Origin of the sequence: Methylomonas sp. DH-1, from assembly GCF_046097555.1 — a bacterium.
Taxonomy (GTDB): Bacteria; Pseudomonadota; Gammaproteobacteria; order Methylococcales; family Methylomonadaceae; genus Methylomonas; species Methylomonas koyamae.
In genome coordinates this window covers 1,591,747-1,605,279 of record NZ_CP143089.1, presented here as the reverse complement: position 1 = coordinate 1,605,279, position 13,533 = coordinate 1,591,747, and the positions used below count along the sequence as shown (strand labels likewise).

Below are 13,533 nucleotides of genomic sequence, written 5' to 3'. Positions count from 1 at the left end.
TAGGAGCGGGCCGGTCTGTTCCTTGACTTAACGACATTGGGCTCACCCCAACCGGCATTTGCGCGATAATCGGCTTTTCCCCGTCCGGCGTACCGATCATGCAAGCACTGGTTTTATCCAACACATTGGCGTACCGCACCGACTTCGCCGAACCAGTGCCGGCAGCGGACGCAGCCTTGATCGAGCTGAGTCTGGCCGGCATCTGCGCCACCGATCTGGAACTCGCGCAAGGTTATGCCGGCTTCCACGGCATTCCCGGCCACGAATTCGTCGGCCGCGTGGTTGCGGTCGGCGACCCGCAGCACAACACTTGGCGGCAACAGCGGGTAGTCGGCAGCATCAACATCGGTTGCCAAACTTGCCCGGAATGCCTTCAGCACGGCCCCGAACATTGCCCGCACCGGCGCGTGTTGGGCATCCGCGGCCAACACGGTGCCTTCGCCGATTATCTGACCTTGCCGGTGCGCAATCTGCACCGCGTCCCCGACTCGGTGCCGGACCGGGCGGCGGTATTTGCCGAACCGCTGGCGGCGGCATTGAAAGTGGCCGAGCAACTGGCACAGCGGCCGGCCGGCGAAATCGCCGTGCTCGGTCCGGGCCGGCTCGGCCTGTTGATCGGCAAAGTGCTGGCCCTGGCCGGCCACGATGTCGTGATGCTGGGCCGGACCCCGGCTTCGTTGGCCTTGCCGGCAGCTTGGGGATTACGGACTGGCCTGGCCTTAGATTGCCCGGACAACCGTTTCGCTTGCGTGGTCGACGCCAGCGGCAACGCCGCCGGCTTTGCTCAAGCGCTGCGCCTGACCCGGCCGCGGGGCACGCTGGTATTGAAAAGCACCTTCGCCGCCGGTGCGGCGCTGGATTTAAGCAAAATCGTCGTCGCCGAAATTACGCTGCTCGGCTCGCGCTGCGGCCCCTTCGCCAAAGCATTGGATTTATTGGCCAAAGGCGACGTGCCGGTGGAAACTTTGATAGACGGCGAATATCCGTTACGCGACGGCGTCGCCGCCTTCGCCCATGCCGCGCAACCCGGCGTCCGTAAAATCCTGCTCAGCCGCTAAGCCGAGTTTTGCCGATACAAGCCGATGATGGTCCTGGCGTTGACCAGCATCGCCACACTCTCGGCTAATAAGGCCGGCCAGGCCTGCCAATACCAATCGTTACCGATCCAGGCCAGACTGGATGCCAACAAGGCAATGCGCATGCGCCGGTTGTCCAGATAAAACAACGCGAAGGTGGTATTGATCGTCGCGAAGCCCGGCGCCAGCGAAATCGGCCCCTGCCAGGAAAAGACGGTGAATGCGGTAAACGCCAAGGTAAAGCCCGCCGCCGTCCAATGTTTGCCGGCACCGTGGGTCACATAAGCCGACAACAACGTGCGCAATGCTGTGCCGGCCATGTTCAAGCCGGCAGTCCAGGCATCCAGTAAAAAATACTGGCCGGCCCAAAACAAAGCCCCCGTCGCCGACCAGCGCCGAAACGCCCTGCCGCCCGGCAACCAATAAGCCCGCCATTCCAGCACGATGCCGATACTACCCACGGCATAGGCCAAGCTGTGCAAATCCAGGGTGTCGATCAATGCGGCCAAATGCGGCGGGTTCCTTGTCGTAGAATTAAATGCGGTTGCTGGCAGCACTATCTGCCGGCTCAGCCGTTTTCCGGACCGGTTCGTTAATGTCCAATACGGCCCCAGCCCCACTGCGATGATATACGTTAATCCGGAACGGGCATACAAGCGAATCAAGCCCATGTTTGCAAACTAACCGGCGTAGTCCGGATCATTTTGTCGGACTTTGCCGCCGATCCGGCCAAGAATCGGTCGGCCAGCGTCGAACCCGACTTCATTAGAAAAAAATAATATTGTTCCCGCTAGCCGATTTCGGTAGATTGCCTGGCATAACCATAAGCGGCAAGCACATCGGGAGAGCGTTATGACCTTGCATTTAAACGAAATCGACAACGCCAAGCTGGAGCAGCTCCAGGGCAAAGTGATCAATGACGTCGCCGGCTCGCTGGGCCTGCTGATGGCCTACATCGGCGACAAGCTGGATTTGTACAGCGCGTTGTTGGAAATCAGCCCGGCGACCAGCCAGCAACTGGCCGACAACACTGGCATGGACGAACGCTATCTGCGCGAATGGCTGTCCGCCAACGCCGCCGCCGGTTACATCAATTACGACGCGGCATCCAGCCGATTTTCGATGACGCCGGAGCAGGCGGTGATTTTCGCCGCCGAAGGCCATCCCGCCTGCATGCAGGGCTTTTTCCAGGCCGTGATGTCGGTGTATATCGACGAGCCCAAGTTCAGCGAGGTGTTTCGTTCCGGGGCCGGCCTGCCGTGGCGCGAGCATAGTCCGTGCCTGTTCTGCGGCACCGAGCGCTTCTTCCGGCCGATGTACGCGATGAACCTGATCGACCACTGGCTGCCGGCGTTGGACGGCGTTCGGGAAAAACTGGAAGCCGGCGCTCGGGTGGCCGATGTCGGTTGCGGCCACGGATCGTCGACCATCCTGATGGCTAAGGCTTTTCCCAATTCCACCTTCCACGGTTTCGATTTCCACGCGCCGTCGATCGAGCATGCGCGGGAGCGAGCGCGGGCCGCCGGTGTGGCCAGCAACACTATTTTCGAAGTGGTCACCGCCAAAGAATATCCGGGCAAGCACTACGATCTGGTAACGATCTTCGACGCGCTGCACGACATGGGCGACCCGGTCGGTGCCGCCGCCCACGTCGCCAGCACACTGGCCGCCGACGGCAGTTTCATGCTGGTCGAACCGTTTGCCGGCGACGCCCTGGAGGACAATCTGCACCCTCTCGGGCAAATCTACTACTCGTTTTCGACCATGGTTTGCGTACCGGCCTCCAAATCGCAGGAAGTCGGCCTGAGCCTCGGGGCGCAAGCCGGGCAAAAACGCCTGACCGAAATACTGAACGCCGCCGGCTTTAACCAAATCCGCCGTGCCGCAGCAACGCCGACCAATCTGGTGCTGGAAGCGAAGCTTTGACTTGAGAATTGGAGATAGGCTGGGTTCAATGATAATGAAACCCAGCTTCGAAACCGACGAGTTTTTGAAATACAAAACATATTTGGATATAACCAAACTGAGCTACTTTATGCATCTGCTGGGTTTCGCGTTGCTCTATCCAGCCTACGGGACCTGTTAAACGATATTTAACCAATCAAGTAACATATAAGCAAAACTTACCTTCCAGGAGAATTTGATAAGTATTATTTATCCTCATATTATTAAAAATTGTTCCGTGAAATTTATTTGCTTCGAGAACACCACTTGCCGAAGCTATTACACTGACATGCATGTTGACCTGTAAGCGCATCACTTCCCAAGTATTCATATCAAGTAAGTTTTCACCAGCGGGAAAAATGACAGATTTTGAACAAGTAAAGCTCGTTGGCCTTGTAGGGTCAGTTGATATATTTGCGTCGCAGGAAGCCATCTCAACTGTAGCTAACAGGTTGGTGAAAAACCATGTTCTGGTCACTAATTCAGATGGATCGGGCCTTTATTTAGTATAAAGATCAGCCTGTCGACACTAAATATAGACTCTATTGGTTGTAAAAAAGAGTTTTTCACCAACCTGCTAAACCCAAACGCTCATTGAGTTCTTGAAATGAACGAGTTGGGGCACGCGATTCTAAAAAAGCGACCATTCTATTTTCTGAATCCCTTTCTACTGCTCCAGAAGTTATCGATATTTGTAAAGCCTCCAGCGCTGGCATAGGGAAACTACATTTTTCGTAATAAATATGTCCACCCGTTATCCGCGCAATTGACCTAACAGGCTGGTGAAAAACTCGAAAAGCCAAGTAGGCTAAGGCATAGATGAGCCGCCAACTGTTAAAATAGGCTACCTCAATTTGGAGCCTTTCAATGCGCGGACACGATGCCATTCAAAGTAGCTGGTTCAGCTACGTTAGCCTGGAAGAACGTATTCCCAAACAGCATCCGTTGCGTCGTTTACGTCTACTCGTCGATGGCGTATTGACCTCTATGAATGCCGTCTTTGCCGAGCGTTACTCGCACACTGGCCGCCCGTCGATTGCGCCCGAAAAACTGCTGCGCGCCTTGCTGTTGCAAGTGCTGTACACCGTTCGTAGCGAACGCCAGTTGATGGAACAGCTGGACTACAACCTGCTGTTTCGCTGGTTTGTCGGTCTGGGCATCGACGATGCTGTCTGGGAACGCAGCGTGTTCAGCGCCAACCGCGAGCGCCTGCTGTCCGAAGCACTGAGTCGCGAGTTTTTTGAACGGGTCTTGGCCATTGCCGAATGGCAGAATCTGGTGTCCGACGAGCACTTCAGTGTCGATGGCAGCCTGATCGAAGCCTGGGCCTCGCACAAAAGCTTCGTGAAGAAAGACGGCAGCGGTCCTTATAAACCCGCCGGCCGCAATCCCGAGGTCGACTTCAGCGGCGAAAAGCGTCGTAACGCCACCCACCAAAGTACGACCGATCCCGAAGCCCGGCTTTACAAAAAAGGCGAATACACCGAGGCCAAACTGCGTTACATCACCCATGCCCTATCCGAGAATCGTAACGGCCTGATTGTCGATGTCGAAACCACCCAAGCCACCGGCACCGCCGAAATCGAAGCCGCGCAAACAATGATCAAACGCCGTGTGCCCAAAGGCGGTAGCGTCGGTGCCGACAAAGGCTATGACCAACCGGCTTTCGTCAACGGACTCAAGGCGCAAGACATCAAAGCCCATGTGGCCCGGAAAAAGACCGGCAGTGCCGTCGATGGCCGCACCGCGCGCGGCAAAGGTTACGCCCAAAGCCTCAAGCGCCGCAAAATCGTCGAAGAAGCCTTTGGCTGGGTCAAAACGGTCGGCGGCCTGCGCAAAACCCGTCACATCGGCTTAGCCAAAGTCGCTGGCCAAGCCTTGTTTTGCTTCGCCGCCTACAACCTGACGCGCTTGCTCAACCTATTGGTGTTCACGCCGAAACCGGCGTGGAGTGCGCCCACCTAGGGTGAAGTACGCCTGAAAACCGTCCACAGACGGCTTCAGGCGAATAAAAAGCCCTTGAAACAGGGGCAAAACGCTTGAAACTCGATGTCATGACCGATTTCAACACGAAAAAATCACGGCAACCGTGGGTAAGGGGAAATATCAGTGGGTTTTTCACCAGCCTGTTAGGGGATAATACATTAAGTAAAATACCCATGACGTCTTGATCACTTAGTTGTTCGTAGTCAAATGATAGAATGGGTTGCGATTCAGCCCCACGATTGGTTTGATAGACCAACAGACGTTTGCCATTGCACAACGAAAAATAAACCGCTCGTACTTCTGGATGATTAGCGTATGTCCATGCTTGTTCTATTTCATCCGCGTCAATCGCACAAGATGGCGCTTTAGCCTCAATGACCCAACGAACCTCTCCGCCCGCTTCAAGTATATAATCTGCCTTCCCTCGCAAGACCGGATCCTTTTTTGAATCCTTTCGACCCAAATATACTCTCGGATAGCGAAGAGACTGCTCTCGTAAGACATTATGTTCGGACGCTGATCGATAACCCAATTCACGAATCAATGGCGCAATAATTTCCTCGCGTACATCGGTTTCATTAAGCTTTGTAAAATCCATATTGCGAATTCTGGTTGTTCGGAAAATATTGTTCACCAATTATAAGTTTACATATGACAAACCCATAAATTCACATCACCTAGTTAGGCGGAATAAGCACCAACGTTTCCGGCAAACGTGATATCGCCGGAAAAACCTTTCGGCATACTTGTAACCCTTGGGTATGCTGACCTCCGATTCCGCTTTAGATCAACAACCTTAACTCACCCCCCAACCGCCCGAATCTCCCCACGCAACCACGCCAACTCCGGATTGGCTTCTACACCCGCCCGCCAGATCGATACGAAAACGAACGGCGGAATCGGCAGCGGCGGTTCCAGCAGGGCCAGATTGGCCGGTAGTGCCTGACCGGCCACGGCGCGGGAAGCGACCGTCAAAACCAGATCGGTGCCGGCGAGCAAGGCGGCAGCGACGGTGAAATGCGGCATGATCACGGCGATGCGGCGGCGCAAACCGCGCGCGGCCAATGCGGTATCGACGTGGCTGTGCTGCATGCCCTGCACCGAGACGTGCACGTGCGCCGCCTGCAGATAATGTTCCAACGTCAGCTCGGCCGTATCCGGCAGATTGTGGCGGTCGGTCAGCACCACGAAATGCTCTTGAAACAGCACGTCGGCTTGCAGGCCCTCGGCCAGCATCGGAAACACGCCGAGCGCCGAGTCGAGCTCGCCTTCCGCCACTTGGCGCAAGGTTTCCAACCGGGAATGTTGCGACAACTGCAAATCGACGCCGGGTGCGATTTGGCGCAGCCGCCGCACCAGGTCCGGCAATACCACCGCCGAACCATAGTCGCTGACGCCCAAACGAAAACAACGCCGACAGCGTTGCGGCTCGAAAACCTCGGCCGCGACGACGTTACGTACCTGCGCCAGCGCATCGGCCAGCGGTTGCGCCAAGGCGGCGGCTCTGGCCGTCAACCGCATTTCGTTGCCGACCCGCACCAGCAACGGATCGGCAAACAGGTCGCGCAACCGGTTCAGAGCATGGCTGACCGCCGGCTGCGTCATCGCCAGCCGTTGCGCGGCGCGGGAAATATGGCGCTCGGCCAGCAAGGCATCCAGCACCACCAGCAGGTTCAGATCGATATGCCTCAAGTCATGCACCGGATTCATAGCGCTATTGCCATTTCTTCATTTCAATTAGTTTGAATAATATCCGAAACTCAGTCGCGTCCAATTTTCCGCACGATAAAGCGCAGGAGACCGCTATGGCAGATACCGCTACAGAACTCGAATTCAACGCCGGCCTACGCGTCGCCCAAGTCCGGATCGCCCGCCCTACCCGGCAACTGGACGCGGTGACCCGGTTTTACCGCGACGGCTTGGGACTGGCAGTGATCGGCTCGTTCGCCGGCCACGCCGGTTACGACGGCGTCATGTTCGGTTTACCGGGCAGCAGCCACCATCTGGAATTTACCCAACACCACGGCGACAGCCGGTGCGGGGTTCCGGCGCCGGATAATTTGCTGGTGTTTTATGTGCTGGATGCCAAGCAGCGGCAAAGCCTTTATCAACGGCTGGAGGCCGTCGGCGCCCGCGAAGTGGCACCGGAAAATCCGTACTGGCTGGACAAGAGCCGTACATTCGAGGACCCGGACGGCTGGCGGGTCGTCATCTGCGACCAAACCGGAGTCTAAAGCGATGGCCTTTAGACACTTGCTACTGGCCTTGCTCTGCGTGCTGGTCTGGGGCGGCAGTTTTGCCGTGATCCGCTGGGGCTTGCACGATCTGCCGCCGTTGGCTTTCGCCAGCCTGCGCTTTGCCGCGGTGGCGCTGTTGATCCTGTTCGTCGGCCGACCGGCCATCGGCTGGCGAATGCTGTTGCTTTATGGTGCCGGTTGGGGCGTGGTGCAATTCGCCGGGCTGTTCCTGGCCTTGCACTTCGGCTTGCCGACCAGCCTCAGCTCGGTATTGGCGCAATTGCAGGTGTTTTTTACTTTGCTGTTCAGCGTCGCGCTGGGCTGGGAAACGCTGAGCCGGCGCAAGCTACTATCGCTGGCCTTGGCCGTTATCGGCGTCGGCTTGATCGTGTCCGACCGCTCCGCCGCGTTGCCGGCCACGGCACTCGGTTTCAGCCTGCTCGGCGCAGCCGGCTGGGCCAGCGGCAACCTGGTAGCCCGGCGTTTGGCGGTCGTCGGCCTGCGCGCCGACACGCTGGCCTTCGTCGCCTGGGCCTCGCTGCCGCCGGCCGTGATCTTGGCGGGGCTCAGCGCCGTACTCGAATCGCCGCAACACCTGCTGGACTTGTCCGCAGCGGCCGCCGGCCGGGCGCTGGCGGCGGTGTTGTACCAGGCGCTGGGCGCGTTGCTGATCGGCACGCTGTGCTGGAACCGGCTGCTCAGACATTACCCGGCGACACGGGTCGCGCCGTTCTCGTTGCTGGTGCCGGTGCTCGGCTTGCTGCTGGGCGTGGCGCTGTTCGACGAAAAGCTGTCCGCGGCGGCAATCGGCGGCTGCCTGTCCTTGTTGCTGGCTTTGTTCAGCAATCTTGGCTGGGCACGGCAAACCCGGCGGGCGCGGATATGATCCTGGTACGGCGTTCGGCTTAGCCCAAATGCCGTTTGGAATAACGCCCAGAATTGAACTTCCCGTTCAAAACTGCGTGGCTTCGACACGGACGTGGAACGCCTTCGCCATCCTTGGCTCCTGGGTTCCGGCATTCCCTGCCGGAACGACCTACTTCCCTTGATTTAACCGCATTGGGCAATCCCTGCCGGGTGCTTAAACTAACGGCATCGCCCTCCAGGATGCGCATGCCGCCTGCCTTGTCGGCGTTGGATTAAGCACCGTCGGCGACGTACACGATTTCCGGCAAAACCAGTTCCCAGGATTCGGTTCTGAGTTTGGCTTTATCGCCCGGTTTTTTATCCCGCCCCAGCACCGCCGCCACTCTGACCGCGACGATGCGGCCGGGCGGCAGCCGGAAAGCCTGGGCCATGCGGCCGACCGCGATGCCGTTGGCATCGGCCAGTTCCCAACCCTCGCTGCCGTTGCCGCGTTCGCGCAACACCAGTTCGCTGCCCCAATCCAAGCCGGCCAGCGCCCGGTGTATCGGCTGGTCGGCGGCAAAACAACCGGGCCAGGACAATACTACCTGCGACGGGTCGGCAACCCAGACCCGCTCCAATGCGCGGCTAAGGCCCTCGACCCGTTGGCCCCGGCTTTTCAGACATAGCGGTTCGCAATCGGCAATAAAAGCATGCCGCCCGCCTTGGCGGCAGCATATGGCCAGCGTTTTGCGGGCGCGCGTCATCGCCACGTAAAACAAGCGCCGCTCGTCGTCGGCGGAGGATTGCCAAGCGCCGCCGTCCAATACCAATACGTGGTCGAACTCCAGCCCTTTGGCGCGGTGAGCGGTCAGCAATGTCAACGGCGAGTTGATTTGCTGGCCGGCGGTCTGGCTGCCGGAACTGAACTCGTACAGCGCGTCCAGCAAATTGGCGGCGACCAGTTGGCAGCCGGGCGCGGCGGATTCGGCTTCGGCGATGAATTGCGCCAACAGCGCGCGGTACGGCTGCGCTATCTCCGCCGTGACCGCTTGCCGGTAACGGCGGCGAAACCAACGCGACAGCGCTCCCCAACGCAACAACAACCGCGGTTTGCGGCCCTGCCGTTGCCGGCTGCTCAACAAGCGGATCAAGACCCGGCCTTCGCGCGTGCTGTGCAGATCGAGCAAATACTCGTCGCGCAGCGAACGTACCGGAATTCCGCTCCGCCGGCATAACGCCTCGAGCAGCTCCAGATTTTGCCAATTGCGGGCAATCACGGCGAACCGGCCCCAATAACCGGACGGGTTGCCGGGCTGCAGCCGGTTTAGGCGTTGCAGTTCTGCCAAGGCCGCTTCGGCTTCGGCGGCGTTGTCGGCCGCGACCGCCAGGATATGCACCCGGCCTTGGGCCAGGCTGTCCAAATCCTGCCATTCGCCGCCCGGCGCCGCCTCGTGCCGGGCATGGTCGACGCGTAACGTCTGCCCGGCTTTCATGCGGCCGCGGGCCGGAGCGATCACCCGGCTGGCGCAGTGGATGATTTGCGCCGTCGACCGGTAGTTTTCCAGCAGATAGAAGGTCCTGGCCTGGTAGTCGGCGCTGAATCGCTTGATAAAGCTAACGTCGGCGCCGCCGAAGGCGTAGATGTTCTGGTCGTCGTCGCCGACCGCCATCAGAAACAACCGGTCTTCCTCGCTACGGATGCCGCGGCCGGCCAAAGCGCTGATCAATTCGTAATGGTCGGCATTGATATCCTGGTACTCGTCGACCAACAGGTAGCGCAGCCCGGACAGCACGCGGTCGCGGCGCACCGAAGGCCCGACCTCGTCGCCGGCCTCCGCCTGGCGCAAGTAGGCCGCCGCCCGTTTGATCGCCGCGGCAAAATCCACGCTTTCGCCGTGTTCGGCGGCTACCGCGTAACTGGTACCGGTCAACCGCAACGCCAGGCCGTGCAAGGTGTTGACGCTGACGCCGCCGGCATCGGCGCCCACCAAGGCCCACAGCCGCTTGCGAATCTCGACCGCCGCGGAGCGGTTATAGCTCAGCACCATGATTTCTTCCGGCAATGCCATGCATTCGCGCAACAGCCAGGCCACGCGGTGAACGATGACGCGGGTCTTGCCGGCGCCGGGGCCGGCCAGGACCAGATAATTGCCTTCCAGCGGCGCGGCGACGATCGCCTGTTGCTCAGGATTCTTCAGATCGGTCAGAATCCGGCGATGCGCGGCCTCGGTGGTCGCCATTTCCAACACGTCCTGGCGGCCGGCAAAATAGCGGCGGACGAAGGCTGCACGGTCCATGCCGAAATAATCGACGATAAACGCCATCGCGGCCTGGATTTTGCCCAGCGCCAGCTTGGCGTATTCGGCCATCACGTGCACTTGGACGATTTTGTCCTGGTAATGCAAGGCCAATTCGGCGTAATCGGATTTCTTGAATTGGCGTCGCCTGGCCTCGGCGTTGAGCTGGATGCTCATCGCCGCGCGAAACACCGCTTTGCCGCGGGCCAAATGCAATACTTCGTTGGTGTCGAGGTAGACCAAAGTCGCCGCCAACGCCACGTTCCAGTCGCGCACCTCCAGATCCTGCAAGGTCAGGTCGGCCTGCAGCGCGGCTTCCAAATCGCCCTGTTTACACACCACCAGCAAGTTGTTGCCCTGGCGCCGGCCGGCAAAATAATGCAACAAGGCTTGAGCCAGGCGCATGCGCTTATGCCGAATCGCATCGATTTCCCGCCAGTCGCGCAGCAATTTGAGGTAACGGTTGTCCTGGCCGCCGGGCCGCAACGCGAAAAAACCGCGCTGGCCGGCACTGCCGCCGAAGGCTTCGGCAAAGGATTTCATCAGCCTGGACAAACGTTCCGGCTCCAACTCGACGCCGGACTCGCGCCGCAGCGTGTCGCACAAACGGCGCACGTTCAAAATCTGCCATTGCTCGCGGTCGGCGTCCGGTGCCGCTTCGCGCAGGCAGGCCACCAACGCATCCTCCAATTTGCGCAACGCTTCCAACCGCTCGGCGCTGTCCGGATCGCGGTAAAAGGCGATGCCGATTTCGGTATCGTTGGACAGCAATTGGAACCGGTCCAGATCGCGCAACATTTGCATCACCCGATGCGAATCGCTGCCGGTGGCCAGCATCAGGTCGTCGGTGCTGATGCCGGCGTCGTCCTCGCAAGCGAACAACTGCGCCAGTAGGGTAAGGTAAGGTTCGATGTCCGCCTGCGGCCCGAGCTTCTTGCTGAGCACATCCCTGGCCTGGTCGAGACTCGACACCAACAGGCTACCGGGAAACACGCGGTTATGGTTTTCCTGCCGCTCGAGCAAGCGCGCCTCTTCCAGCCAGGCCACGGCGATCCTGACTTTGGTATCGGCATCGGCGGCGTCCGGGTCGATGCCGTGCTTGTCCGGAATCTCCAACAAGATTTCGCCGCTGGTGACGACGACCTCGCCTTCGCTACGGTCTTTGCGCTCGATGCTGCGCAACGCTTTCAGAATGGCGTGGATATCGTGCTGGCTCAAGCGGGAATTGCGCAATAAGCGGAATTGCACATCCAGGTCGGCCTCGTCGAACAACAACACGCAACGGGCCGGTTGCTGGTCGCGGCCGGCGCGGCCGGCTTCCTGCAAGTAGTTTTCCAACGATCCCGGCGTGTCCAGATGCAACACCAGCCGCACGTCGGCCTTATCCACCCCCATACCGAAGGCGTTGGTGGCGGCGATGACGCGCAGTTCGCCGGCGATGAAGGCTTCCTGCACCCGGCGTTTTTCCTCCGGCAGCATGCCGCCGTGAAAATAGCCGCAATCCAAACCGGCCTGTTGCAAAAACCCGGCGACCTCCTCGACCGTTTTCTGCCGGGCGCAGAACACGATTGCGCCGCCGTCGTCGCGCAAGGTTTGTTCCAGCAAACGCAAGACTTCCGGGTATTTGGCCGGGGCCGGTACCGCGTGGACCTCGTACCACAGGTTTTCCCGTTTGACGCCGCCGGTCAGCACTTGCAGCGAAACGCCGAGGCGACCGGCGAAATGGCCGACGATGTCCTGCACCACATCCGGTTTGGCGGTTGCGGTAAAGCAATGCAGCGGCGCCGGCTTGCCCGGCTGGCGCTGTTTGATATAGCGCGAGACGTACAAGTAGTCGGGGCGAAAATCGTGGCCCCATTTCGACAGGCAGTGCGCCTCGTCGAACACCCAGGCGCCGATGTCGCGCTGGGCCAGAGCCTTGGTGAACGCGGTACTGCGAAACTGCTCCGGCGCCACGAAAATCAAGCCCAAATCGCCGAGCCGCAATTTGTCGAGCATGATGCGCCGCTCCAGCGGGTTCAACAGGCTGTTCAGATAACCGGCGCAGGTAATCCCGCGCGACTCCAGATTGTCGATCTGGTCCTTCATCAAGGATTGCAGCGGCGAAACGATCACAGTCAGACTGCCGTTGCGGTAATACCGCGCCAACGCCGGCAACTGGTAACACAAGGATTTGCCGCCGCCGGTGGGTAGAATCGCCAGGGTCGGCCTGCCGGCGAAACCGTTTTCGACGATAGCCTGTTGCAGCGAGCGGCCGTCAGCGGTGGCCGGAAGCGGCCGGAATTGGTCGATGCCGGGAAAATAACGCGGCAATAGTTTCGATAAATCATGCTGTTCGCTGCACCAGGCGCAATCCGGATCGCCGCAGGCGGAATCGCGCAGCAGCGCTATCAGCTCGCGGGTTTGCGGAAAATTCGCGGCCACCCACGGCGGCAACACCGAGTTGGCGCCGGCCACGCGCAGCCAAGCCAGTACGTAGGCCAGCGGCTTGTGCCAGTCCGGGTCGGGTAAGCGGACGTTAACGACGTGCGTCTGTGCCCGCCGGCACACCTTGCCGTCCGTCGCCCGCCGCCAAGCGGTTTGCGCTTCCGCCAACGCCGGCCGCAACGCCGCGCGCAGCGTGGCGAAGAAGTTGGCAACGCCTTTGCCGTTTTCCGGCGCCAGCAGAAAATGCAGGCACAAAGCCTCGTCGGGATGCTCCGCCACGCGTTGACGCAAAGCGGCGGCCTGGTCCAGAAACAGTTCGTAGGCCAACTCGGCGTCGCGGACCGGATCGTTGCGGGTCGTGGTGCAAAGCTTGTAGTCTTTGACCAGGCGATGGTAGGGATTTTGCGGAAACGCGACCGGCGACAACTCCAAGGTATCGACCAGCGGCAACCGGTGCAGCGCCAATTCCGAATGCAAAAGCGATAGCGCCGGTTGGTCGAAGGCTATCACGTTGTGGCCCAACACGAAGGCCGCGCCGGCGCAGGCTTGGTCCAGCTTGTCCGCCAGATCGGCGGCTTTGCCGGCCACTCTGAGCCTGAGTCCGGTATCGGGCCGGAATGCGCCGATTTCTCTCAGTTGCAGTCGGTCGTGGCGGGCGGTTTCGATATCGATGCAAAGGCAGCGGGCCCGTAATTTTTCCGGCTGTTGATCCATTAA

Annotated in this window: 9 protein-coding genes; 5 read left to right on the top strand and 4 right to left on the bottom strand. The window is 59.7% G+C overall.

The window, feature by feature from the left end:
• Nucleotides 1–98 precede the first annotated feature (98 nt).
• Nucleotides 99–1,058: an alcohol dehydrogenase catalytic domain-containing protein gene (locus VXJ35_RS07690; protein ID WP_064021128.1), complete on the top strand. Its 960-nt coding sequence runs from the start codon at nt 99–101 to the stop codon at nt 1,056–1,058.
• Here the strand turns inward: VXJ35_RS07690 and VXJ35_RS07685 are convergent.
• Nucleotides 1,055–1,585, bottom strand: a complete 531-nt coding sequence (locus VXJ35_RS07685) for a YgjV family protein (RefSeq protein ID WP_231914870.1) — start codon at nt 1,583–1,585, stop codon at nt 1,055–1,057. The two genes, VXJ35_RS07690 and VXJ35_RS07685, sit on opposite strands and share 4 nt — an antisense overlap.
• A gap of 343 nt (nt 1,586–1,928) precedes the next feature.
• Here VXJ35_RS07685 and VXJ35_RS07680 point away from each other — a divergent pair, with 343 nt between their 5' ends.
• A complete protein-coding gene (locus tag VXJ35_RS07680; protein ID WP_064021127.1) occupies nt 1,929–3,002 on the top strand; it encodes a class I SAM-dependent methyltransferase in 1,074 nt (357 codons plus the stop codon).
• 885 nt (nt 3,003–3,887) lie between these two features.
• The gene (locus tag VXJ35_RS07675) at nt 3,888–4,985 is read left to right on the top strand and encodes an IS5 family transposase (RefSeq protein WP_064021126.1); all 1,098 of its coding nucleotides are present in this window, start codon (nt 3,888–3,890) and stop codon (nt 4,983–4,985) included.
• On the opposite strand, the gene VXJ35_RS07670 is transcribed toward VXJ35_RS07675, so the two are convergent.
• Both VXJ35_RS07670 and VXJ35_RS07665 read right to left on the bottom strand, forming a co-directional pair.
• Nucleotides 4,951–5,604 (bottom strand): type I restriction enzyme HsdR N-terminal domain-containing protein, encoded by a 654-nt coding sequence (locus tag VXJ35_RS07670; RefSeq protein WP_082880838.1) that lies wholly within the window; start codon nt 5,602–5,604, stop codon nt 4,951–4,953. The genes VXJ35_RS07675 and VXJ35_RS07670 overlap by 35 nt on opposite strands.
• Nucleotides 5,605–5,807: 203 nt before the next feature.
• Nucleotides 5,808–6,716, bottom strand: coding sequence for a LysR family transcriptional regulator (locus VXJ35_RS07665; protein WP_064021125.1), 909 nt, complete (start codon nt 6,714–6,716; stop codon nt 5,808–5,810).
• A gap of 95 nt (nt 6,717–6,811) precedes the next feature.
• Here VXJ35_RS07665 and VXJ35_RS07660 point away from each other — a divergent pair, with 95 nt between their 5' ends.
• Both VXJ35_RS07660 and VXJ35_RS07655 read left to right on the top strand, forming a co-directional pair.
• Complete coding sequence (locus VXJ35_RS07660; protein WP_064021124.1) at nt 6,812–7,240, top strand: VOC family protein; 429 nt, start codon at nt 6,812–6,814, stop codon at nt 7,238–7,240.
• A gap of 4 nt (nt 7,241–7,244) precedes the next feature.
• Entirely contained in the window at nt 7,245–8,129 is an 885-nt protein-coding gene (locus VXJ35_RS07655) for an EamA family transporter (protein ID WP_064021123.1), read from the top strand.
• 253 nt (nt 8,130–8,382) lie between these two features.
• On the opposite strand, the gene VXJ35_RS07650 is transcribed toward VXJ35_RS07655, so the two are convergent.
• Complete coding sequence (locus VXJ35_RS07650) at nt 8,383–13,530, bottom strand: RecQ family ATP-dependent DNA helicase (RefSeq protein ID WP_064021122.1); 5,148 nt, start codon at nt 13,528–13,530, stop codon at nt 8,383–8,385.
• Nucleotides 13,531–13,533: the final 3 nt, after the last annotated feature.

Coding starts and splice junctions, on each gene's coding strand:
- VXJ35_RS07690 (WP_064021128.1), top strand. CDS start 99: ATGCAAGCACTGGTTTTATCCAACACATTGGCGTACCGCACCGACTTC.
- VXJ35_RS07680 (WP_064021127.1), top strand. CDS start 1,929: ATGACCTTGCATTTAAACGAAATCGACAACGCCAAGCTGGAGCAGCTC.
- VXJ35_RS07675 (WP_064021126.1), top strand. CDS start 3,888: ATGCGCGGACACGATGCCATTCAAAGTAGCTGGTTCAGCTACGTTAGC.
- VXJ35_RS07670 (WP_082880838.1), bottom strand. CDS start 5,604: ATGGATTTTACAAAGCTTAATGAAACCGATGTACGCGAGGAAATTATT.
- VXJ35_RS07665 (WP_064021125.1), bottom strand. CDS start 6,716: ATGAATCCGGTGCATGACTTGAGGCATATCGATCTGAACCTGCTGGTG.
- VXJ35_RS07660 (WP_064021124.1), top strand. CDS start 6,812: ATGGCAGATACCGCTACAGAACTCGAATTCAACGCCGGCCTACGCGTC.
- VXJ35_RS07655 (WP_064021123.1), top strand. CDS start 7,245: ATGGCCTTTAGACACTTGCTACTGGCCTTGCTCTGCGTGCTGGTCTGG.
- VXJ35_RS07650 (WP_064021122.1), bottom strand. CDS start 13,530: ATGGATCAACAGCCGGAAAAATTACGGGCCCGCTGCCTTTGCATCGAT.